Below are 22,697 nucleotides of genomic sequence, written 5' to 3' on the forward strand. Positions count from 1 at the left end.
TGACGGGGGGCTTCTTTATAGATGAGGGTTCAGGGGTGCGCCAACAGCTCGGTCAACTCGCTGACCTGAGCGATTTCGCGCATGTCTTCGGGCATCGCGCGGATGCTGACGGCCTTGCCGGCCGCCTGAGCATCACGCATGAAGCACAGCAGCAACGACAGGCCGACGCTGCTGGACTTCTGCACCGCCGAACAATCGATGACCAGCGCCGACGCCTTGCTCGACTTGATCAGCGCCTGCCCTTCCTTGCGCAGGTCAGGCCCGGTGCGGTAATCCAGCACGCCGCTGAGTACCAATTCGTCGACATCACTCATCCGTACTGCCGCCTCACTCATTGGGCTGGCTTCGCGGCGGCTTTGTCGGTTTCCTGCTTGGCCTTCGCCACTTCACCGGCCCAGCCATCGATGGTCTTGTCCAGATCGTTGCCATTGCGCTGCATGGCGTCGGCGAACTGGTCACGGAACAGCTTGCCGATGTTGATGCCGTTGATGATCACGTTGCGCAGCTTCCACTCGCCATTGATCTTCTCAAGGGTGTACTGCACTGGATAGATCGCGCCGTTGCTGCCCTTGACGGTCATGTTGACGCTGGTGCGGTCGCCCGATTCGTCTTTGGCCGGGTCAACGGTGATGCCCTGGTTGTTGTATTCCAGCAGAGCGTTGCCGTAGAACTGGAACAGACCGCGCTTGAAGTTTTCCTGGAAGCGCTGCATCTGCGCAGGCGTGGCCTTGCGCGAATACTTCACGGTCATGATGCTTTTGGAGATGCCCTCGGCATCCACCACGGGACCGACAATGCTGTTCAGCGCCGCATAGAAATCCTGCGGATCCTGCTTGTACTTCTCTTTATTGGCCTGCAAATCGGCAAGCATCCGGTTCGTGGTGTCCTGAATCAGGTCATGAGCCGATTGTCCCGGTGCAGCGTTAGCCATCAACGGCAGGGCCGCGAGTAACACCAACAGGCCACGTCGCAAGATAGAGATCATTCAAAAGCTCCTCATTTGGCGTCTTTGCTAACGGTATTGAGCAGGAATTTACCGATCAGGTCTTCCAGTACCAGTGACGACTGCGTGTCATGGATGGTTCCACCGTCTTTCAACTGAGTGTCTTCACCGCCGACGCTGATACCGATGTATTTCTCGCCCAGCAGGCCCGCGGTGAGGATAGACGCAGTCGAATCAACCGGCAGGTTGTCGACCTTTTTATCCACCTGCAGCGTGACCCGACCGGTGAAACTGTCGCGATCCAGATCGATGGCGGTGACCTTGCCGATGGTCACACCGGCCATGGTCACTTTGGCTCTGACCGTCAGACCGGCGATATTGTCGAAATAGGCATACAACTTATAGGTGTCGGTGGACGAAGTCGGAGACAGGCCGCTGACGCGCAAGGCGAGCAGCAGCAAAGCCAGGATCCCTGCCAGCAGGAACAGGCCGACACCGATTTCCAGGGTGCGGTTTTGCATCAGAAATCTCCAAACATCAAAGCGGTCAGAATAAAGTCCAGACCGAGCACTGCCAGCGAGGCAAACACCACGGTCTTGGTGGTGGCACGACTGATTCCCTCGGAAGTGGGTTCACAGTCATAGCCTTGGAATACGGCGATCCACGTCACGACGAAAGCGAAAACGACACTCTTGATCACGCCGTTGAGCACGTCGCTGGTGAAGGTCACGCTGTTCTGCATGTTCGCCCAGTAGGAGCCTTCGTAGACGCCCAGCCAGTCGACCGCGACCCACGAACCGCCCCAGATGCCGACGACACTGAAGATCATCGCCAGCACCGGCAGGGAAATGAACCCGGCCCACAGGCGCGGGGCAATGATGTACTTGAGCGGATCAACACCGATCATTTCCAGGCTGGACAACTGCTCGGTGGATTTCATGTTGCCGATCTCGGCGGTCAATGCCGAACCGGCGCGACCGGCAAACAGCAACGCCGTGACCACCGGCCCCAGTTCACGCAGCAACGTCAGGGCGACCATCTGCCCCACCGCCTGCTCTGAACCATAGCTGGAAAGAATGCTGAAGCCCTGCAGCGCGAGCACCATGCCGATGAAAATGCCGGAGACCACGATGATCACCAGCGACATGACGCCGACCGAGTGCAGCTGCTTGACCAACAGGCCGAAACCACCGCTGATACCGCCACGGCCCAGCAGGGCGTGAAACAGGAACAGGGTCGCCCGACCAAACACCGCGACCGCGTCGATCGCCGATTCGCCGAACCGACGCACGCGTTCCATCAATGAAATTCTGCGCATCAGCGCTTCCCCAGAAGATCTGCGCGGTAATCCGTCGCTGGAAAATGGTACGGCACCGGACCATCGGGATCGCCGGTCATGAACTGGCGGATACGCGGCTCATCCGAGTTCATCAGCTCATCCGGCGTGCCCTGCCCCAGCACCTGACCATCGCCCACTACATAGATGTAGTCGGCAATGCTCGCGGTCTCCGCCAGATCGTGGGACACCACGATACTGGTGATGCCCAGTGCATCGTTGAGCAAACGAATCAGGCGCACCAGTACGCCCATGGCGATCGGGTCCTGGCCCACGAAAGGCTCGTCGTACATGAGAATCTGCGGATCGAGGGCAATCGCCCGGGCCAGCGCGACGCGGCGCTTCATGCCGCCGGACAGCTCGTCCGGCATCAGTTCGATGGCACCGCGCAGCCCCACGGCCTGCAACTTGAGCAGGACGATGTCGCGGATCATGTCTTCCGGCAGTTGCGTGTGAACCCGCAGCGGAAAGGCCACGTTCTCGAACACATCGAGGTCGGTGAACAGCGCACCGCTCTGAAACAGCACGCCCATGTGCTTGCGCGCATCGAACAGATCGCTGCGCGACAGCGTCGGCAGGTTCTGCCCGTTGACCCAGACTTCGCCGCTGGACGGGCGCAACTGCGCGCCCATCAGACGCAGCAGCGTGGTCTTGCCGCAGCCGGAAGGCCCCATGATGCCGGTGACCTTGCCGCGCGGGATGCGGATATCGACGTTATTGAAAATGCTCCGCGCACCGCGCTTGAAGGAGACTCCCTTCAGCTCGACCGCGTAGGCGTTATCGGCACTCATCTAAACTCCTTGCGATGCAGCCTCTCACTGGGATGCCAGACTTTCCTCGGAAACACCTGCATCCCGGGCAGGCCGAACTGGCGGCGAACTATATCACTGCAAAGGCTGAGCGCCCAAGCGAGAACCCGGCCTGAATCGCCGACAGATGAGGGTCGCAGCGACTTTCAGAGGGTTTTGGTAACCAGTAATGACAAAGCACGACGAACTTGCGTGAGGCTTTGCCACATAACCGCTATAATCGCCGCCTTTTCATCGGCCCATACGATTCTGACATGAGCAAAACCCGCGACCTGATTCAATCGGCACAACGCACCATCCGCCTCGAAGTGGAAGCCGTCCAAGGCTTGATGGCCCATATCGACGCCGATTTCGTACGCGCTTGCGAGATGATTCTGGCCAGCAAGGGCCGTGTGGTCGTGGTCGGCATGGGCAAATCCGGGCACATCGGCAACAAGATCGCCGCGACCCTGGCCAGCACCGGCACTCCGGCGTTTTTTGTCCATCCCGCCGAAGCCAGCCATGGCGACATGGGCATGATCACCCGCGACGACGTCATTCTGGCGCTGTCGAACTCCGGTTCGACCAACGAAATCATAACGCTGCTGCCATTGATCAAACGCCTGGGCATCCAGTTGATCAGCGTCACTGGCAACCCGCAGTCGCCGCTGGCGAAGGCTGCCGAGGTGAATCTCAATGTGCACGTTGAGCACGAAGCCTGCCCGTTGAACCTGGCACCGACATCTTCGACTACCGCAGCGCTGGTCATGGGTGACGCCCTGGCCGTGGCCTTGCTGGAAGCGCGCGGTTTTACCGCCGAAGATTTTGCCTTCTCGCATCCGGGCGGCGCACTTGGCCGGCGCCTGTTGCTGAAAGTGGAAAACGTCATGCACGCCGGGGAGGAACTGCCGCAGGTCCAGCGCGGCACCCTGCTCAAGGATGCGCTGATGGAAATGACCCGCAAGGGCCTCGGCATGACCGCTATCCTTGAGGCCGACGGCAAACTCGCCGGGATCTTCACCGACGGTGATCTGCGCCGCACCCTGGACCGCACCATCGACATTCGCAACGCGACCATCGACGAAGTGATGACCGCACATGGCAAAACCGCGCGGCCCGACATGCTTGCCGCCGAAGCCCTGAAAATCATGGAAGACCATCGAATCAGCGCCCTGGTAGTCGTCGACGAGGAGGATCGCCCGATCGGCGCCTTCAACCTCTCCGATCTGCTGCGCGCAGGAGTCATGTAATGAGCAACGATCTGCTGCAACGCGGCAAAGCGATCAAACTGGCAGTCTTCGACGTCGACGGTGTACTCACCGACGGTCGGCTGTACTTCCTCGAAGACGGCAGCGAGTTCAAGACTTTCAATACTCTCGACGGCCAGGGCATCAAGATGCTGATGAATGCCGGCGTGCAAACCGCGATCATCAGCGGTCGCAAGACCCCGGTGGTCGAGCGCCGCGCGAAGAATCTCGGCATCCCGCATCTGTTTCAGGGGCGTGAAGACAAATTGGTGGTGCTCGACGGCCTGCTCGCACAACTGGGCCTAAGCTATGAAGAAGTCGCCTATCTGGGCGACGATCTGCCAGACTTGCCGGTAATCCGCCGCGTAGGGCTGGGCATGGCGGTGGCCAACGCTGCCGATTTCGTCCGCGAACACGCCCACGGCGTTACCCGCGCCCGTGGCGGCGAAGGTGCCGCCCGCGAATTCTGCGAATTGATCCTGCGCGCCCAGGGCCGCCTCGAAGCGGCCAACGCCGCGTACCTGTGAGCCAGACCATGTTTAGCAAAAAGTTTCGCAACTTCCTGCTGTTCGGCTGCATCGCGGCGATTTTCGCCGCGGTCGGCTATTGGAACATCAGCCCGGAACGCTTCCTCGACAAGCCGCCGGTCTCGACTGCCGAGAACCCGATCGACTGGTACGCGACCAACACGCACACCATCCAGTACCTGCCCGACGGCAAGGTGCAATACGAGATGACCTCCGACAAGGCCGAGCACGTCAAGGCCACCGATGTCACGCTGGTGACCAAGCCTGATTTGAACATGTATCGCGGCACCGACTTCCCGTGGCACGTGACCAGCGAGCGCGGCGAAGTGAACTCGGGCGGTACCGAAGTGGAATTGATCGATTCGGTCCGCGTACAGCGCACCGATGAGAAAAAGCGCGGCACCCTGATCACCAGCACCCGCATGACGGTGTTCCCGCAGCAGGAATATGCGCAGACTGCGCAACCCGTTAGAATCGAGGGCGCTGGCGGCGTGTCGACTGGCGTCGGAATGAAAGCGTACCTGAAGGACAGCAGGATACACCTGCAATCGAACGTAAGAGGACAGTATGAGGCTCGTTAAAACCCTCCCTATTTTGCTCAGTCTGGGCGCAGCACTGGGAAGCGCGAGCGCCTGGTCCCTGCCGAACGATCAGCAGCAACCTATCCGCATTCAGGCCGACGACGCCCAGCTGGACGACAAGAATGGCATCGCCACCTATAAAGGTGACGTGATCATTACCCAGGGCTCGATGATCGTTAAAGGCAACACGGTGACCATGACTCGCGCGCCCAACGGCGATATCGACGTGGTGACCTCGGTGGGCAATCTGGCTTACTTCGAGCAGTTGCAGACCCAGGGCGACGCCAACCCGGTCAAGGGCTACGGCGTGACGATTCAATACCACGCCCAGCAGAACCGCGTGGTGCTGATCGACAAGGCCAAGGTTATCGACAAGGATAACAACGTCACCCAAGGCGAAAAAATCGTCTACGACACCGTGAAGAAACTGGCCAGCGCCGGTCGCGCCACGGGCAGCAAGGTCACCGAATCGCGTCCGCGCATCGACATGGTGATCCAGCCGAAGAAGAAAACCGAAGAGAAATCCCAGTAATGGCAACTCTGAAAGCTCAGCACCTGGCCAAGGCCTATAAAAGCCGCCAGGTCGTGCGTGACGTCAGCCTGTCGATCGACAGCGGGCAGATCGTCGGCCTGCTCGGCCCGAACGGCGCCGGCAAGACGACCTGCTTCTACATGATCGTCGGCCTGGTGCAGGCCGATCAGGGCCGGGTGCTGATCGATGATCTGGACGTCAGCCACCAGCCGATGCATGGCCGCGCCAAGGCCGGTATCGGCTATCTGCCGCAAGAAGCGTCGATCTTCCGCAAACTGTCGGTCGCCGACAACATCATGGCGATCCTCGAGACCCGTCCTGAACTCGACAAGGCCGGTCGTCGCAAGGAGCTGGAAAGCCTGCTGCAGGAATTCCACATCAGCCACATCCGCGACAACCTCGGCATGAGCCTGTCCGGTGGCGAGCGTCGCCGGGTGGAAATCGCTCGCGCTCTGGCCACTGCGCCGAAATTCATCCTGCTCGACGAACCGTTCGCCGGTGTCGACCCGATCTCGGTCGGCGACATCAAGCAGATCATCCACCACCTCAAGGCCAAGGGCATCGGGGTGTTGATCACCGACCACAACGTCCGTGAGACGCTGGATATCTGCGAAACCGCTTACATCGTCAACGACGGTCAACTGATCGCTGAAGGCGATGCCGAGACCATCCTGGCCAACGATCTGGTCAAGGAAGTGTATCTGGGTCACGAGTTCCGCCTGTAAGCGCGCCAGCGCTGTATCGATTCAAGGCGCATTTATCCGCTTTAATTGTTACAGCGCTCTAGGCAAACACTTCAGTTTCAGGCATATAATTTGCTTAAGTTTGGCGCTTCGGCGCCCTGTAGTGGATGGCGCAAAGCGCCGGCGAATAAGGTGTTAAGCCCCTGCCATGAAACCATCGCTAGTCTTGAGAATGGGCCAGCAGCTGACGATGACACCGCAGCTGCAACAGGCCATCCGCCTGCTCCAATTGTCGACCCTGGACCTGCAACAGGAGATCCAGGAGGCTCTGGAATCCAATCCGATGCTCGAACGCCAGGAAGAAGGCGACGACTTCGATAACGCCGATCCCTTGGCCGACAACGCCGAACAGAAGCCCGCCGAAATCCAGGAACCCTCCTATCAGGAAGCCGCCCCGACGGTGGACAACCTTGAAGATGGCGAATGGAACGAGCGCATCCCCAACGAACTGCCGGTAGACACCGCCTGGGAAGATGTTTATCAGACCAGCGCCAGCAGCCTGCCCAGCAGCGATGACGACGAGTGGGATTTCACCACCCGCACTTCCGCCGGCGAGAGCCTGCAGAGCCATCTGCTTTGGCAACTGAACCTGGCGCCGATGTCCGACACCGATCGCCTGATCGCCGTGACCCTGATCGATTGCATCAACAATCAGGGTTACCTGGACGAAACGCTTGAAGAAATCCTCGAAGCGTTCGATCCGGAACTGGACATCGAGCTCGACGAAATCGAAGCCGTCCTGCATCGCATCCAGCAATTCGAGCCCGCCGGGATCGGCGCACGCAACCTCAGCGAATGCCTGCTGCTGCAATTGCGCCAGCTGCCCGCGAAGACGCCGTGGCTCACCGAGGCCAAACGTCTGGTCGCCGATTACATCGACCTGCTCGGCAGCCGCGATTACAGCCAGTTGATGCGGCGCATGAAGCTCAAGGAAGACGAACTGCGCCAGGTCATCGAACTGGTGCAGAGCCTCAATCCGCGTCCGGGCTCGCAGATCGAATCGACCGAAGCCGAATACGTCATTCCCGATGTGATCGTGCGCAAGGACAACGAGCGCTGGCTGGTGGAACTGAACCAGGAATCGGTGCCACGTTTGCGCGTCAACGCCCAGTACGCCGGTTTTGTGAAGCGTGCCGACACCAGCGCCGACAACACTTTCATGCGCAATCAGTTGCAGGAAGCCCGCTGGTTCATCAAGAGCCTGCAGAGCCGCAACGAAACCCTGATGAAAGTGGCCACGCAGATCGTCGAACATCAGCGCGGTTTCCTCGAATATGGCGACGAAGCGATGAAGCCGCTGGTGCTGCATGACATCGCCGAAGCGGTCGGCATGCACGAGTCGACGATCTCGCGGGTGACCACACAAAAATTCATGCATACCCCGCGCGGTATTTATGAACTGAAATATTTTTTCTCCAGCCACGTCAGCACCTCCGAAGGCGGCGAATGCTCGTCCACGGCGATTCGCGCGATCATCAAGAAACTGGTCGCGGCGGAAAATCAGAAAAAGCCGTTGAGTGACAGCAAGATCGCTGGTTTACTGGAGGCACAAGGCATTCAGGTGGCTCGCCGCACCGTCGCCAAGTACCGCGAATCCCTCGGAATCGCGCCTTCGAGCGAACGCAAGCGGTTGATGTAAGCCACGTTACAGCGTTCCAGTGGCAGGCTTTTCGGCCTGCCGCTTTATGCACTGGCAACGAAGGAGAAGCTGTATGCAAGTCAACATCAGTGGACACCAACTGGAAGTGACCCAACCTCTGCGTTCCTACATCGAGGAAAAACTCCAACGACTGGAGCGACATTTCGACAAGATCACCAACGTGCAGGTCACGATGTGCGTCGAAAAACTGCAGCAGAAAATCGAAGCCACCTTGCATATTCCCGGAAAAGAAGTGGTCGCCAACGCAGAAGATACCGACATGTATGCTGCGATCGACTCACTCACCGACAAGCTGGACCGCCAACTCAAAAAGCATAAGGAAAAGACCGAGAGCCTCCTCCAGGGCGCAACCGGTCGTTAACCCCCCTATCCCATGATCCGACTTGAAACCATCCTGACCCCCGGCCGTTCCCAGGTGAACGCGCCGGGCGGCAGCAAGAAAAAAGCCCTCGAACAGATTGCCAACCTGATCCACCGCGAAGTGCCGGATCTGGCGATGCAGGATGTCTTCGAGGCGCTGATCGCCCGTGAGAAACTCGGCTCCACCGGTTTCGGCAACGGCATCGCCATTCCCCACTGCCGCCTCAAGGGCTGCACGGCGCCGGTCAGCGCGCTGCTGCACCTCGAAGCCCCGATCGATTTCGACGCCATCGACGGCGCCCCGGTGGACCTGCTGTTCGTGCTGCTGGTCCCGGAAGCTGCGACCGATGCGCATCTGGAATTGCTGCGCCAGATCGCCAGTATGCTCGACCGCAAGGAAGTGCGCGAAAAACTGCGCAGCGCTCCGAGCAACGAGGCCCTGTACCAGGTTGTACTGGACGAGCAGAACGGGCACTAATCATGCGTTTGATCATCGTCAGTGGCCGTTCGGGCTCGGGTAAAAGTACCGCCCTGAATGTCCTTGAAGACAACGGTTACTACTGCATCGACAACCTCCCGGCCGGCCTGCTGCCGGAACTGGCCGAGCGCGCGTTGATCCACACCGAGCTGGCGCAGCCGCTGGTCGCGGTATCGATCGATGCGCGCAACCTGCCGAGCCATCTGTCTCGTTTCCCCGAATTGCTCGAAGACGTGCGGGCCAAGCATATCAAGTGCGATGTGCTGTATCTGGACGCCGACGAAGAAACCCTGCTCAAGCGTTTTTCCGAGACCCGTCGTCGTCACCCGTTGAGCAACGCCAATCGCTCCCTGGCCGAAGCCATCCACGATGAAAGCGCCCTGCTCGGCCCGATCGCCGATCTGGCCGACCTGAAAATCAACACCACCCACCTCAATCTGTATCAACTGCGCGACACCCTGAAGTTGCGCCTGTTGAATCAGCCTGAGCCGGGTACGGCGTTCCTGGTCGAATCGTTTGGTTTCAAGCGCGGCATGCCGGTCGATGCCGATTTGGTCTTCGACGTCCGCTGCCTGCCCAATCCGTACTGGAAACCGGAGCTGCGTGCGCAGTCGGGTCTCGATGCACCAGTGGCCGAGTACCTGGCGGAACAGCCGGATGTCGAAGAAATGTATCAGGACATCTACGCCTATCTGAACAAGTGGCTGCCACGTTTCGCCGCCAGCAACCGCGCCTACGTCACCATTGCCATTGGCTGCACCGGCGGGCACCACCGCTCCGTCTACCTGACCGAACGCCTGGGTCAGGCCCTGCAGAAAACCCTGAAGAACGTCCAGGTTCGCCACCGCGACCTCACCTAAAGGATTCACACCGCGATGCCTGCTCGTGAAATCGAAATCATCAATAAGCTGGGCCTGCATGCCCGGGCATCGGCCAAATTTGTCGGCGTGGCCGGCAAGTTTCCGCAGACTACGATAAGAGTCGGCCGCACGCCCGAGACAGCAGTGGACGGTAAAAGCATCATGGCGATGATGATGCTCGCGGCTGGCAAGGGCACCAAAATCCATTTGAGCACCGAGGGCGAACAGGCTCAGGAAGCTATGGACGCCTTGGTCAAACTGATCAACAACTACTTCGACGAAGGCGAATGATCCGCCAATGAGGGAGCTTGCTCCCTCCTCACCTTCATTCAACCCAACGCCGTATCCATCACCATCATCAGACAAAAACCGATCAGCAAGCCAAGACTCGCCAGCTTGTCATGTCCATGCCGGCGCGACTCCGGAATCACTTCGTGAGTCACCACCAGCAACATCGCCCCGGCCGCCAGCGCCAGCCCCAGTGGCAACAGCACTTGAGCCAGACTCACCAGCCACGCGCATAACAACGCGAACACCGGTTCGACCAGCCCTGACGCCGCGCCGATCAGAAAGGCCCTGACCCGCGACATTCCCGCCCCGGCCAGCACCAGTGCAATCACCAGACCTTCCGGCACATCCTGCAACGCGATGCCCATCGCCAGACTGTCGGCATCCGCCATACCGCCACCGGCAGAAACGCCGACCGCCATGCCTTCCGGAATGTTGTGCGCGATGATGGCGAACACGAACAGCCAGATGCGCGGTGGAATCACCGGACGCTCAAGCGTACCGACGAGCATCTCCGGCGTAGCACCGGAAACCCTGCGATCCACCAGATACAGGCCGAAGGCGCCGAGCAGGATGCCAAAGCAGATCAAACCACTGGCGGCCCACGGCGTCAGGCCAAGACTCTCAGCCGCAGCAATGCCCGGCACGATCAGCGAAAACGCCGTCGCCGCCAGCATCACCCCGGCACCAAATCCCAGCAAGGTGTCGCTGAGTGCCTGCGGCATGCGCCGGATTATCAGCACCGGCACCGCGCCGAGCGCCGTGCCCAAGGCGCAGATAGCGCCGCCCTGCAATGCGCGCAGCAACCTGGGTTCAAGATTCAGCCAGTGCAAACCGTGGGCGACCAGCAGAGCCATCCCCGCCAACAGCAACAGCGAGCCCACCGCGTAACGAAACATCCGCCCGCTGCCAATCGCCAGTGTTTCAGTGCTCATAGTCAGCCCTGGATTGTTTTTATTGAAGGCTCAAACCAGTGCGGCTTGATAGCGCGCAGCAACTTCCGGCCAGTTGATCACGTTGTAGAACGCGCTGATGTATTCCGGGCGACGGTTCTGGTAGCGCAGGTAGTAGGCGTGCTCCCAGACGTCGAGGCCGAGGATGGGTGTATTTCCGTTCATCAACGGGCTGTCCTGGTTGCCGCTGCTTTCCACCACCAGCTTTTTTTCCGCGGTCACGCTGAGCCAGGCCCAGCCACTGCCAAAACGAGTCAGCGCGGCTTTGGTGAACGCTTCCTTGAAACTGTCCAGTCCGCCCAGTTGCTCGTCGATGGCCCGGGCCAGCTCGCCGTCGGGTTTACCACCACCGTTGGGCACCATGACTTCCCAGAACAACGAATGATTGGCGTGACCGCCGCCCTGGTTGATCACCGCCGCGCGAAGTTTTTCCGGCAGTTGCTGCACGCTGGCGACGAGCTTTTCCACCGGCCACTCGGCAAACTCGGTGCCTTCCACGGCGGCGTTGAGGTTGTTGATGTAGGTCTGGTGATGCTTGGTGTAATGGATCTCCATGGTCTGCGCATCGATGTGCGGCTCGAGGGCATCGTAGGCGTAGGGCAAGGCAGGCAAGGTAAAAGCCATTTCAATGGACTCCGTACTGATGAGAAGTTGAGGCGCGGCGGGCATTGCCGGTGTCGGGATGCAGCAGGCGCTGGGTGCGCGGGTATTCCCCATGCTCACTGATGAAATTCAACAGCTCGACGTAGGTCTTGCTGCTCTGGCGCAGCGCCGCTTCCCGCAGGGCCGGGCGCAGGCGTTCGTCCTGCATGGTCTGCAACAGGCGTTGATGGATGGCGCACAGGTACTCGGCGCTCTCCTCCGGTTGGTTCAGGCGCAGATGCAGGTCGGCGAGGTTGTGATGAGAGACGACGCAGGCCGCCACTGCTTCGTCGGCATCCGCCCAGCGTTCGAACAGCACTTGCGCCAGGGCCAGGGCTTGCAGGTAAGCCTCGCGGGCGTCGATCAATTCGCCCAGCATGAAGCAGCGATTGGCCCGTTCGATCGTGCGTTTCCAGTGCTCCATGGTGAGCCTCCAAAGCAGTTGCGGGTTTTACACGCCGCCGGCGGTGAGCTTCTCGGGGTTGAGCAACTCTTCCAGCTGGCTGCGCGACAGGTCGGTGTGTTCCAGGGCAACGTCGATCACCGCGCGGCCTTCCCGGTAGGCCTGCTTGGCGATGTCTGCGGCTTTCTGGTAGCCGATGATGGGGTTGAGGGCGGTGACCAGAATCGGGTTGCGCGACAACGCTTCTTGCAACCGCGATTCGTTGACCTTGAAGCTGGCAATCGCCTTGTCACCGAGCAGGCGACTGGAATTGGCCAGCAGTTCGATGCTGCTCAGCAGATTGTGCGCGATGATCGGCAGCATCACGTTAAGTTCGAAATTGCCCGATTGCCCGGCCACGGTGATCACCGAGTCGTTGCCGATCACTTGCGCGGCGACCATGGCGGTGGCTTCCGGGATCACCGGGTTGACCTTGCCGGGCATGATCGACGAGCCCGGCTGCAGCGCTTCGAGTTCGATTTCGCCGAGGCCGGCCAGCGGGCCGGAGTTCATCCAGCGCAGGTCATTGGCGATTTTCATCAGCGACACGGCGGTGGCCTTGAGTTGGCCGGAGACAGCGACGGCGGTGTCCTGCGAGCCGATCAAAGCGAAGAGATCCTTGCCTGGGGTGAATTGCACGTCGGTCAATTGGCTCAGATGCCGACTGAATCGCGCGGCGAACTCCGGATGCGCGTTGATCCCGGTACCCACCGCGGTGCCGCCCTGCGCCAGGGATTGCAGGCTCGGCAACAAATCCTGCAGATGTGCGACGTTGGCCTTGAGCTGCTGCGCCCAGCCGTTGAGCACCTGACTCATGCGCACCGGCATCGCGTCCATCAGATGGGTGCGTCCGGTTTTGACGTGATGATGCACCTGTCCGGCCTTGCGCTCGATGACCTGGACCAGATGCAACAGCGCCGGCAACAGTTGTTCATGCAGCGCTAGCGCGGCGCTGACGTGAATGGTGGTCGGGATGATGTCGTTGCTGCTCTGCCCGCAGTTGACGTGATCGTTGGCATTGACCGGCTCACCGAGCATGCGGCTGGCCAGCGTGGCGATCACTTCGTTGGCGTTCATGTTCGAGCTGGTGCCGGAACCGGTCTGGAAGATATCCACCGGAAAATGCTGCATGAAATCGCCTTCGAGCAGACCTTGCGCGGCATCGCTGATGGCTTTGCCCTGGGCCACGCTGATCTGGTTCAGCTCAACATTGGCCCGGGCCGCGGCGGCTTTGGCGAGAATCAGCGCGCGGATGAATTGCGTCGGCATCGGCTTGCCGCTGATCGGGAAGTTGTCCACTGCGCGCTGGGTCTGCGCGCCATAGAGCGCGTCGACCGGCACCTGCAGCTCGCCCATGCTGTCGCGCTCAATACGTGTCTTGGTCATTCGAATGTCCTTGCAGCAAATCAATAAGAGGAATCGACGGTTGCAACTCGCAAGTGGCGAGCTGCCAGGTGTAGCGTTGCCAGCGCTGCAGGCGGCATTGGCACAGCGACAGGCGCTCCATGTCACGCAACGGGCGCCAGGCTTGATCGAGACAGACGCTGCGCCAGTGCCACGGCAACGCGGTGTCGCTGGCCGTGTCGAGCAGCAGACGGAAAGACGTTTCGGCGACGGTCCAGGGCGAAGTGGCTGTGCAACAGGACAGATAGCGCCCTTCGGCGAGATAGTGTTCGATCAGGCGCGGTTCGTCAGGATCCAGTGCGCAACGGATTTGGCGGCTCATCCAGCGCCAGCTTTCGAGGTAGGGCTGCTCGTGCAAGGCAGAACTCATGATCCGGGACTCGTTCGGAGATGAGATTCATTATTAGATGATAATGAGAACCAACACAAGCGATCGAGTTTGCGCTGCCCATTTGTGGGAGCGAGCCTGCTCGCGAATGCTTCTGGCCGGTTGGGATGTTTTGTTCGGTCCACCGCTTTCGCGAGCAGGCTCGCTCCCACAAGGAGTTTGTGGCGAAGCGAATAAAAAAGGCGCGCCATCCACAACGGATGGCGCGCCTTTTTGGTTTGGCGGAATCGCGGTTTAGCTGCCCGCGACGGTCATCCGCTCGATCAATACCGAACCGGTGCGGATGTTGCTGCGCAGCTCCAGGTCGTTACCCACCGCAACAATCTGCTTGAACATGTCGCGCATATTGCCGGCGATGGTCACTTCCTGCACGGCGAACTGGATCTCCCCGTTATCCACCCAGAAACCCGCCGCCCCGCGCGAGTAGTCGCCAGTGACCATGTTCAAGCCATGGCCCATCAACTCGGTAACCAGCAGTCCTCGGCCCATGCGTTTCAACAGCGCTGCCTGATCCTCATCGCCATGGGTGACGAAAAGATTGTGCACACCGCCCGCGTTGGCGGTGCTTGGCATGCCCAGTTTGCGCCCGGAGTAGGTACCGAGGATGTAGGAGACCAACTCGCCCTTTTCGACGAACGGTTTCGCGTAAGTCGCCAGGCCATCGCCGTCGTAGGAAGCACTGCCCATGGCGCGCATCAGATGCGGACGCTCATCGATGGTCAGCCATTCCGGGAACAGCTTCTGCCCCAGCGTGCCTTCCAGAAACGACGATTTGCGATACAGACTGCCGCCGGATACTGCCGAGAGGAAGCTGCCGAACAGACCACCCGCCAGCTCCGCGGAAAACAGCACCGGCACTTCACAGGTCGGCACCGGACGCGCGCCCAGACGGCTGGCCGCCCGCTGCGCGGCACGCTGGCCGATGCTCACCGGATCGGCGAGCAAGCTGCCCTGGCGATTGACGTCGTACCAGTAATCACGCTGCATCTGGCCCTCGGCTTCAGCGATCATCACGCAACTCAGGCTGTGCCGGGTCGACGCGTAACCGCCGATGAAACCGTGGCTGTTGCCGTAAACGCGGCAACCCTGATGGGTGCTGAGGGTGGTGCCGTCGGCGTTCTTGATCCGCGCATCGGCGTCGAAAGCCGCAGCCTCGCAGAGCAGGGCCTTCTCGATGGCTTGCTCCGGGGTGATGTCCCACTCGTGGAACAGGTCGAAATCCTGCACATCCCTGGCCATCAGTGCCGCATCGGCGAGGCCCGAGGCTTCATCTTCGGAAGTGTGTCTGGCGATGGCCAGCGCAGCTGCGACCGTTTCACGAATCGCCTCAGGGCCAGTGGCCGAGGTGCTCGCCGAGCCCTTGCGCTGGCCGACGTACAGGGTGATGCCAAAACCCTGATCACGATTGAACTCAACGGTTTCGACCTCGCGCTGACGCACCGAGGTCGACAGGCCCTGCTCCAGCGACACCGCGACTTCACAGGCGCTGGCGCCCTGGCGCTTGGCTTCGGCGATGATCTGCTCGACCTGTTCTTGCAGTGCCGGCAATGCCTGCGGGCCGACGCTTTGAACTGCACTCATGCTCATCTCCACTCAAATTCTGCTTTCGGCTGGGGTCATCGAGCGACCGGGCCGGACAAGCGGCCCCCGACTGGTTATCATGGCGGCGTTTCTTTGCGGACTGCCACCATGGTTGATTCTTACGACGACTCCCTCGATACGGGAGAAAAAAGCAAATCTCAGGTCAAACGCGAGCTGCATGCGCTGGTTGACCTCGGCGAGCGCCTGACCACACTCAAGCCTGATCTGGTCGCCAAACTGCCCTTGACCGACGCTCTGCGCCGGGCACTGGCCGATGCGCCCAAGCACACCGCGAACATCGCGCGTAAACGGCATTTGCAGTTCATCGGCAAACTGATGCGCGATCAGGACACTGACGCGATTCTGATTCTGCTCGATCAACTCGATGCCTCCACTCGCCAGTACAACGAGCGTTTCCATAATCTGGAACGCTGGCGTGACCGCCTGATCGCGGGCGATGACGCCGTGCTGGAGAAATTCGTCGTCGAGTACCCGGACGCCGATCGCCAGCAATTGCGTTCCCTGATCCGTCAGGCCCAGCATGAGGTTGCGCAAAACAAACCCCCTGCTTCGAGCCGCAAGATCTTCAAATACATTCGGGAGCTGGACGAGACTCAACGCGGCCTGCGTTGATCATCGCCACCGGGTGGCCGTCCTGCGCGCTACCCGAAAGCCCCACCGTTCTTATGCGCCCGTGCCACCCACGGTGATCGCATCGATTTTCAGCGTTGGCTGGCCCACACCCACCGGCACCGACTGCCCATCCTTGCCGCACGTGCCCACACCGCTGTCCAGCGCCAGATCGTTACCGACCATCGACACCCGGCTCATCGCCTCTGGGCCGTTGCCGATCAACGTCGCGCCTTTGACCGGCGCGGTGATCTTGCCGTCCTCGATCAGATACGCCTCGCTGGTGGAGAACACGAACTTGCCGCTGGTGATGTCGACCTGACCGCCGCCGAGGTTGGCGCAGTAGATGCCCTTCTTCACCGAGGCGATGATTTCCGCCGGATCGCTTTCGCCACCGAGCATGTAGGTATTGGTCATGCGCGGCATCGGCAGATGTGCGTAGGATTCGCGGCGACCGTTACCGGTACGCGCCACGCCCATCAGCCGCGCGTTGAGCTTGTCTTGCATGTAGCCCTTGAGCACGCCGTTTTCGATCAGCGTGGTGCACTCGGTCGGCGTGCCTTCGTCGTCGACGCTCAGCGAACCGCGACGGCCGCTCAAGGTGCCGTCATCGACGATGGTGCAGAGCTTGGAGGCAACCATTTCGCCCATGCGCCCGCTGTAGGCGGAGCTGCCCTTGCGGTTGAAATCGCCTTCCAGACCATGGCCGACCGCTTCGTGCAGCAGCACGCCGGACCAGCCGGAACCGAGCACCACCGGCAAGGTACCGGCCGGCGCCGGAATCGCTTCCAGATTGACCAGTGCCTGACGCAGTGCTTCGCGGGCATAGCCCATGGCGCGGTCTTCGGCGAGGAAGTAGCGGTAATCGGTACGCCCGCCGCCGCCATGCCCGCCGCGCTCGCGCCGGCCATTCTGTTCAACGATGACACTGACATTGAAGCGCACCAATGGGCGCACATCAGCGGCCAGACCACCGTCGGTGGAGGCAACCAGAATCCGCTCCCAGACGCCGGCCATGCTCACGCTGACCTGCTGAATGCGTGGATCGAGTGCGCGGGTGGCGACGTCGATGCGTTTGAGCAATTCGACTTTTTCCGCGCGGCTGAGCACTTCCAGCGGGTTATCCGGTGCATACAGTTGCGCGACGTCCTGGCTGGTGAACGCCTGCACGGTGCCGTTCTGCCCGGCGCGGGAGATCGAGCGCGCGGCACGGGCCGCGGCGCCGAGGGCTTCGAGGGTGATCGCATTGCTGTAGGCAAATCCGGTTTTTTCACCGGACTGCGCACGTACGCCGACACCTTGGTCGAGGTTGAAGCTGCCTTCCTTGACGATGCCGTCTTCCAGCGCCCACGACTCGGAGATCTGGCCCTGGAAATACAGGTCGGCGGCATCGATGCCCGGCCCGGCCAGATCGCCGAGCACGCCTTGCAGGCTCTCGATCGTGACACCGCCGGGTGCCAACAGGTGATCACTGACTGAGGACAACAACTCGCTCATAGTCTTACGCCTTAAATTCGTGTTCTGAAGCAGGCCGCTGGGCGCCCTGCGAGAAAAACCGCCGATGACGCGTCACCGGCATGCGCGCCCGGATGGACGCTTGTTCATCGCTGTCGCGGGCGGCCAGCAACACCGCCTCGCCTTGATCCTGCTGGGACAGCACGCGTCCCCACGGGTCGACAATCGCCGCATGCCCGAAGGTTTCCCGAGGCCCCGGATGGGTGCCGCCCTGTGCTGCCGCCAGCACATAACATTGTGTTTCGATGGCCCGTGCACGGATCAGCACATCCCAATGCGCGGCGCCGGTCACGGCAGTAAACGCCGACGGTGCGGTAATCAACTCGGCACCGGCGGCGCGCAATTCGCTGTACAGCTCCGGGAAGCGCAAGTCGTAACACACGCTCAGACCAACGCGGCCTACCGGCGTGTCCGCCACTACTACATTACCGCCATAAGCATAGTCATCGGATTCACGATACCGGCCACGATTGTCGGCGACATCGACATCGAACAGATGCAGCTTGTCATAACGCGCGACGATCTCGCCGTGATCATCGACCAACAGCGAGCAGGCATTGGCTTTGGCCGTGGGTTGGCCCAGCGGTGGTAACGGCAATGTACCGGCGACTATCCATAAGGTGAGGTCGCGGGCGGTCTGTTTCAACCAACGCAGGATCGGCCCTTCGCCCAAAGCCTCGGCGCGGCCGATATCGGCCACGTCGCGACGGCCCATGGCGGCGAAGTTTTCCGGCAGCACCGCGAGTTTCGCCCCGCCGGCGGCTGCCTGTTCAAGCAGGCGTCGGGCCTGGGCCAGGTTGGCCAGCACGTCGCTCTGGCTGACCATTTGAATCACCGCTAAAGACATGGCCGCTCCTCGGAATTTACGCAGAACTGTGTAGGAGCTGCCGAAGGCTGCGATCTCTTGATCTTGATCTTGATCTTCAACAACAAGATCAAGAGATCGCAGCCTTCGGCAGCTCCTACGGGGCTAGTGTCTGCTAGTTAAAAAGGCTTGTCGAAGGTGATTTTCGGCTCTTTCCATGGGCCTTTGACGGTGTACTTGACGCTGGCGAAGCGCGCCACGCGGTCACCGATCAGTTTGTCGATGAGAAATAGCGCGCCGCCTACCGCCGGTGCGCCGACGATCAGCGCAGCAATCGGCAGATTGTTGGTCACCGGCAAGGTCACCAGCAATTTCGCATCGACCTTGTCGTCAACCAGATCCAGCGTGCCGTCCAGCTCGAGGTTGCTCGAAGGCCCGGTCAGGCGAATCGGCTCACGGGTGACGTAGACGCCATTGTTCGCCACCAGCAAACCTTTGACCCGGTCGTAGCTCAAGCCTTTGCCGAACAGGTCGGAGAAATCCAGACGCAAACGCCGGCCAATCGAGTTGAAGTTGAGCAGGCCGAACACCCGCAACGCCTGAGCGCCGCCCTCGACCTCGACGAACTGTCCCTTGTTCAGCGAAGCGTCGAGGGTGCCGGAGAAACGCTTGGTCGCCAGCCACGCCGGCGAGCCCGGCCAACGGCCGTCGACGTCCATGTGGAATTCTTCGCTGGTCACGCTCGGCGCGAAGCCCCAGCCCTTGAGCACATCAGCCAGGTTCTTGCCGCCAATGCGGCCCTTGTACCAGCTGCTGGTCGAACCCGGCGTGCCTTCCCAGCCGCCGTTGCCTTGCAGAAGGATGCCTTTGAGCCCCATGTCGAGGTTGTTCAGGGCGATGCCTTTGGCGGTCGGCCTTACTTTCAGCGACCAGCCACCGACCAGATCGGGACCGAGGAACAGTTGGTTAAGGGTGATATCCAGCGCCGGAATTTTCGTCGGGTCGACAGAGGCCAGTGGATCCGGCGCGTTTTCGTCAGCCTGCACCGCCGGGTCCGGCGCCGGCAGTTTCACGTACTGCAGATTCACCGCGATCGGCACGCCTTTGGCGTCCGGCAGACTGGCGCTGCCCTTGGCCTGCTGGCTGTCGAGAGCGAGATTCCATGCGCCGGGCTTGCGATTGATCTGCACCGAGGCCTGATCCAGTGTGGTGCCGAACGCAGTCAGTTTGCCGACCTTGATGTCAGCGCTGCTGAGCAGTTGTTTGGCGCTGCCGCCAGGATCCTGCCCGGCGTATTTATTGGCCAGATCCTGCCACGGCGCCACGTCCAGCTCCGATAGCACGCCGCGAATCCGCAGGCCTTTGGCACCCGGCAGGACGGCTTCGCCCGTGCCGAGAAACAGCTCGCCACGGCCGTCGGCGAAATTGCTCGGTGGCGCGGCGAAGGTGAAATTGGCCAATTGGTCGTAGTTGACCCAGTAGCGTCGCTCCTGACCTTGCAGGGTCATGCGGAACACCGTGTCCCGCCCGACATCGGCGGCCATGCCGAAAGGCGCCGGCAGATCCACCGCCACGCCTTTGAGGTTGGAGCTGACCATCAACTGGCTGTCGGCCCCGGAAAGATTCAGCTGCAACTGATAAGGCAGGGTCCCGGACACCGGCAACGGTTGGGTGACGCCCAGCCAGTCGGTAAGCTTTTTGACTTCGACCTGCCCCGACGCCGCCACCCGAGTCTTGATCTGGTTGGGGCTGCCATCCGCGAAGATCTGCGCAGTGACCGGTTTGTCGAAGGCCCGCGCAGAAATGTTCTGACCGCTAAGGCCTTTGTTACTGTCGAAGCGGAAATCGCCCTTGAGCTGGCTCAGTTCCAGCTTCGGCTCGGCCAGTTTCAGCCGCGCATTGGCGGTTTTGAAGTCGACGAGGATTTTCGGCTGCTCGCCCTTGGCCAGCGGAATATCCAGCTTGAGCTTGCCATTGAGATCACCCGCGCCTTCCCAACCGGCAAAGGTCTCGGCAGTGCCGATCGGCGCGTCCTGGAGGATCTTCAAGCCATCGCCCAGGCCACCGGCAAATGCGCCATCAAGCAACAGATGCGAATTCTGTCCGGCCGGTACATGAGGAATATTGACGAAGACATCGCTGACCTGCGTGTCGAGCAACTGGCCTTTGCTGGCCCAGATGCGCACACCGCTGTCTTCGATGAACACATCGCCGCTGACCTTGCTCACATGTGGCCACCCCGGCTGAAAGGCCAGTTCGGCGTCGTGCACTTTGAAGAACAGACTGATGCTGCGGTCAGCCTCACCGGCGTTCTTGTTCAGCGAACCCTGATACTGGAAGAAGCCCTGATCCACCGCACCTTTGAGGATCGCCGTGCGCAGCCATTCATCAAGCGCGGGGCTCAACACGGCCGGCAGGTATTTAGCGGTATAGCGACCGTCGCCGTCGACCAGACCGACGCGCAGGTCCATGTAGTCTTCCTGGCTATGGTCGAAGTGCAGGCGGATGAGGAAGTCGCCGGCAATCTTGCCCTCCTCGCCCAACACCTTCAGATACGGCGCGATCAGGGTGAAGCCATCCTTGTCGAGTTTCCAGGTCAGGCGCGCATTGGCCTGCAGGTATTGCCATGGCTTGGCGAAAATCGGATCGAGGTGCAGGACGAAATCCTTGCTGTCGAGGCGCAACTCGCCGCCGTCGAGATTGCCGCTGAGGCTGCCGCTGACATTTCGCGCCGCCGGAGCGCCGTGGTAGGCGTCAAAACCGACGTTGTCGAGGTTGGCGGCGAAGCCGAATTTATTGCCGTCGGTGGCAGTCGGGCGGAAATCCATCAGAACATTGCGCAGGCCGCCGGTCACTTTCAAGCGTTCAACCACCGTGGCAAGACTCTGCGGCAACGGGCCCAGCGCATTGAGCAGCGGCGTAATCGGGGTCAGATCGAGGCGATCCGCCTGCAAATGCCAGAGCTCTTCAGCCTTGGCGCTGGCGCGGGTCTGCTGTATCTGCACGCGGGATTCCCAGCGGGTTTCGCCAAAGCTCATCGCCAGTGAATCGAGGGTGACGTTCACGCCCTCGGCGCTGTTGCGGTAGTAGGCGTTGAGCGCCAGATTGTTGATCTGGATTGGCTTGCGCTCGGCGTAGGCGCCCGTCACTTGCGGCGCATTCAAGCGCAACGCGGCGCTCTGCAATGCGCCTTCGGCCCAATCGACCCAGAGTTCGCCGCCGGCCTTGATCTCGGAAAAATTCCATTGCTGGGTCAGCCGCTCGGGCAGCCACTTCGACCAGTCGCTCTGCGGCAGGCTGGCGTAACCCTCGATGGCGCTGCTCTGCCATTGATTGGGACGAAGCTGGCTGCGCAGGCTCAGCGCAACGGGCTGGCCATCGGGCAAGGTCAGACGCGCATCGAGCCGCTGACGGCTGGCGCCGGTGCGCAGATTGAGGCCGACATAGGTGAGCGTCATGGGCGGATGATCGAGCGGTTGCAGGGTCACCTGGCTATCGAGCACCGACAACTGCCTGATCATCTGCGAGCGCTGGAACAGTTGCGCCGCATCGAACGGTTGATCCTTCTGCACCGGCAAGCCTTCCAGCGCCCAGGTGCCGTCTTCGGCTTCCTTGAGGCTGATCTTCAGACCGTTGAGTTCGATATGCGCGAGGCGCACTTCGCGAGCCAACACACTGGCCCACAGATCCGGCACTACCCGCACGCGATCAAGGCGCAGTGCGTTGGCACCGTCGCCGACCATCACGTCATGGGCCAGCAGGATCGGCGCGAAACCGCTCCAGTTGCCTTCCAGCTCACCGATCTGCAAGGGCATGCCGAGGGCGGCACTGGCCTTGTCTTCGATGTCGGCGCGGTATTCGGCCACTAGTGGCGTCAGCTCGCGGCCGAGGCTGACGTATAGCGCCATCAACACCAGAACCAACGCGCACAGGCCCAGCCCCCAGCGGGTGAGTGCGGCCAGTATGCGTGTCAGACGCTCCATGTCAGTTGGCT

At 61.0% G+C, this 22,697-nt stretch carries 25 protein-coding genes; 11 read left to right on the top strand and 14 right to left on the bottom strand.

The genetic code is table 11. The features are described from left to right. Positions 1–29 precede the first annotated feature (29 nt). The 5 genes from AEQ63_RS19625 to AEQ63_RS19645 are packed head-to-tail and all read right to left on the bottom strand — an operon-like array spanning position 30 to position 3,070. On the bottom strand, positions 30–335 hold the full coding sequence (locus tag AEQ63_RS19625) for an STAS domain-containing protein (RefSeq protein WP_039759362.1): 306 nt from the start codon (positions 333–335) through the stop codon (positions 30–32). Next, positions 332–985 (bottom strand): MlaC/ttg2D family ABC transporter substrate-binding protein, encoded by a 654-nt coding sequence (locus AEQ63_RS19630; RefSeq protein WP_042608752.1) that lies wholly within the window; start codon positions 983–985, stop codon positions 332–334. The genes AEQ63_RS19625 and AEQ63_RS19630 overlap by 4 nt, the downstream gene beginning before the upstream one ends. 11 nt (positions 986–996) lie before the next feature. After that, the gene (gene mlaD, locus AEQ63_RS19635; RefSeq protein WP_016771673.1) at positions 997–1,464 is read right to left on the bottom strand and encodes an outer membrane lipid asymmetry maintenance protein MlaD; all 468 of its coding nucleotides are present in this window, start codon (positions 1,462–1,464) and stop codon (positions 997–999) included. Then, positions 1,464–2,261, bottom strand: coding sequence for a lipid asymmetry maintenance ABC transporter permease subunit MlaE (mlaE, locus tag AEQ63_RS19640; protein WP_042608753.1), 798 nt, complete (start codon positions 2,259–2,261; stop codon positions 1,464–1,466). The genes mlaD and mlaE overlap by 1 nt, the downstream gene beginning before the upstream one ends. Beyond that, a complete protein-coding gene (locus AEQ63_RS19645) occupies positions 2,261–3,070 on the bottom strand; it encodes an ATP-binding cassette domain-containing protein (protein ID WP_039759369.1) in 810 nt (269 codons plus the stop codon). The genes mlaE and AEQ63_RS19645 overlap by 1 nt, the downstream gene beginning before the upstream one ends. Positions 3,071–3,342: 272 nt before the next feature. On the opposite strand from AEQ63_RS19645, the gene AEQ63_RS19650 reads away from it, so the two are divergent. The 10 genes from AEQ63_RS19650 to AEQ63_RS19695 all read left to right on the top strand — a co-directional run bounded on the left by AEQ63_RS19650 (position 3,343) and on the right by AEQ63_RS19695 (position 10,346). Next, entirely contained in the window at positions 3,343–4,317 is a 975-nt protein-coding gene (locus AEQ63_RS19650) for a KpsF/GutQ family sugar-phosphate isomerase (RefSeq protein WP_042608754.1), read from the top strand. Then, positions 4,317–4,841, top strand: a complete 525-nt coding sequence (locus AEQ63_RS19655; RefSeq protein WP_016771677.1) for a KdsC family phosphatase — start codon at positions 4,317–4,319, stop codon at positions 4,839–4,841. The genes AEQ63_RS19650 and AEQ63_RS19655 overlap by 1 nt, the downstream gene beginning before the upstream one ends. A gap of 8 nt (positions 4,842–4,849) precedes the next feature. Then, positions 4,850–5,422 carry an LPS export ABC transporter periplasmic protein LptC gene (gene lptC / locus AEQ63_RS19660; protein WP_042608756.1) on the top strand — a complete coding sequence of 191 codons (573 nt, stop codon included), beginning with the start codon at positions 4,850–4,852 and terminating at the stop codon, positions 5,420–5,422. Continuing rightward, positions 5,409–5,954 (top strand): lipopolysaccharide transport periplasmic protein LptA, encoded by a 546-nt coding sequence (lptA, locus tag AEQ63_RS19665; protein ID WP_016771679.1) that lies wholly within the window; start codon positions 5,409–5,411, stop codon positions 5,952–5,954. The genes lptC and lptA overlap by 14 nt, the downstream gene beginning before the upstream one ends. Further along, positions 5,954–6,679, top strand: coding sequence for an LPS export ABC transporter ATP-binding protein (lptB, locus tag AEQ63_RS19670; RefSeq protein ID WP_024011621.1), 726 nt, complete (start codon positions 5,954–5,956; stop codon positions 6,677–6,679). Before lptA ends, lptB begins: the two co-directional genes overlap by 1 nt. Positions 6,680–6,845: 166 nt before the next feature. Beyond that, a complete protein-coding gene (locus AEQ63_RS19675) occupies positions 6,846–8,336 on the top strand; it encodes an RNA polymerase factor sigma-54 (RefSeq protein ID WP_042608757.1) in 1,491 nt (496 codons plus the stop codon). A gap of 73 nt (positions 8,337–8,409) precedes the next feature. Beyond that, positions 8,410–8,718: a ribosome hibernation-promoting factor, HPF/YfiA family gene (gene hpf / locus AEQ63_RS19680; protein ID WP_042608758.1), complete on the top strand. Its 309-nt coding sequence runs from the start codon at positions 8,410–8,412 to the stop codon at positions 8,716–8,718. Between the two features lie 12 nt (positions 8,719–8,730). Further along, complete coding sequence (ptsN, locus tag AEQ63_RS19685) at positions 8,731–9,195, top strand: PTS IIA-like nitrogen regulatory protein PtsN (protein ID WP_042608759.1); 465 nt, start codon at positions 8,731–8,733, stop codon at positions 9,193–9,195. Positions 9,196–9,197: 2 nt separating this feature from the next. Further along, entirely contained in the window at positions 9,198–10,055 is an 858-nt protein-coding gene (rapZ, locus tag AEQ63_RS19690; RefSeq protein WP_042608760.1) for an RNase adapter RapZ, read from the top strand. A gap of 15 nt (positions 10,056–10,070) precedes the next feature. Next, entirely contained in the window at positions 10,071–10,346 is a 276-nt protein-coding gene (locus tag AEQ63_RS19695; RefSeq protein WP_064364464.1) for an HPr family phosphocarrier protein, read from the top strand. 38 nt (positions 10,347–10,384) lie between these two features. Here the strand turns inward: AEQ63_RS19695 and AEQ63_RS19700 are convergent, their stop codons facing one another. The 6 genes from AEQ63_RS19700 to pmbA all read right to left on the bottom strand — a co-directional run bounded on the left by AEQ63_RS19700 (position 10,385) and on the right by pmbA (position 15,753). Continuing rightward, positions 10,385–11,278: a ZIP family metal transporter gene (locus AEQ63_RS19700; RefSeq protein ID WP_064364465.1), complete on the bottom strand. Its 894-nt coding sequence runs from the start codon at positions 11,276–11,278 to the stop codon at positions 10,385–10,387. 30 nt (positions 11,279–11,308) lie between these two features. After that, the gene (locus AEQ63_RS19705; RefSeq protein ID WP_064364466.1) at positions 11,309–11,920 is read right to left on the bottom strand and encodes a superoxide dismutase; all 612 of its coding nucleotides are present in this window, start codon (positions 11,918–11,920) and stop codon (positions 11,309–11,311) included. Between the two features lies 1 nt (position 11,921). Further along, a complete protein-coding gene (locus tag AEQ63_RS19710) occupies positions 11,922–12,362 on the bottom strand; it encodes a hypothetical protein (RefSeq protein ID WP_042608764.1) in 441 nt (146 codons plus the stop codon). Between the two features lie 27 nt (positions 12,363–12,389). Beyond that, positions 12,390–13,766: a class II fumarate hydratase gene (locus tag AEQ63_RS19715; RefSeq protein WP_064364467.1), complete on the bottom strand. Its 1,377-nt coding sequence runs from the start codon at positions 13,764–13,766 to the stop codon at positions 12,390–12,392. Further along, the gene (locus tag AEQ63_RS19720) at positions 13,747–14,154 is read right to left on the bottom strand and encodes a hypothetical protein (RefSeq protein WP_042608766.1); all 408 of its coding nucleotides are present in this window, start codon (positions 14,152–14,154) and stop codon (positions 13,747–13,749) included. Before AEQ63_RS19720 ends, AEQ63_RS19715 begins: the two co-directional genes overlap by 20 nt. Before the next feature lie 252 nt (positions 14,155–14,406). After that, the gene (pmbA, locus tag AEQ63_RS19725; RefSeq protein WP_064364468.1) at positions 14,407–15,753 is read right to left on the bottom strand and encodes a metalloprotease PmbA; all 1,347 of its coding nucleotides are present in this window, start codon (positions 15,751–15,753) and stop codon (positions 14,407–14,409) included. A 108-nt stretch (positions 15,754–15,861) separates the two neighbouring features. Between pmbA and yjgA the strand changes: the two genes are divergently transcribed. Beyond that, positions 15,862–16,386 (top strand): ribosome biogenesis factor YjgA, encoded by a 525-nt coding sequence (gene yjgA / locus AEQ63_RS19730; protein ID WP_042608768.1) that lies wholly within the window; start codon positions 15,862–15,864, stop codon positions 16,384–16,386. Positions 16,387–16,437: 51 nt separating this feature from the next. On the opposite strand, the gene tldD is transcribed toward yjgA, so the two are convergent. From tldD to AEQ63_RS19745, 3 genes are all read right to left on the bottom strand, one after another. Further along, positions 16,438–17,880 (bottom strand): metalloprotease TldD, encoded by a 1,443-nt coding sequence (gene tldD / locus AEQ63_RS19735; protein ID WP_016771693.1) that lies wholly within the window; start codon positions 17,878–17,880, stop codon positions 16,438–16,440. Positions 17,881–17,884: 4 nt separating this feature from the next. Then, entirely contained in the window at positions 17,885–18,745 is an 861-nt protein-coding gene (locus AEQ63_RS19740) for a carbon-nitrogen hydrolase family protein (protein ID WP_064364469.1), read from the bottom strand. A 137-nt stretch (positions 18,746–18,882) separates the two neighbouring features. Further along, entirely contained in the window at positions 18,883–22,686 is a 3,804-nt protein-coding gene (locus tag AEQ63_RS19745) for a YhdP family protein (protein ID WP_064364470.1), read from the bottom strand. Between the last annotated feature and the right edge of the window lie 11 nt (positions 22,687–22,697).

Origin of the sequence: Pseudomonas sp. RIT-PI-o, assembly GCF_001297215.1 — a bacterium.
Taxonomy (GTDB): Bacteria; Pseudomonadota; Gammaproteobacteria; order Pseudomonadales; family Pseudomonadaceae; genus Aquipseudomonas; species Aquipseudomonas moraviensis_A.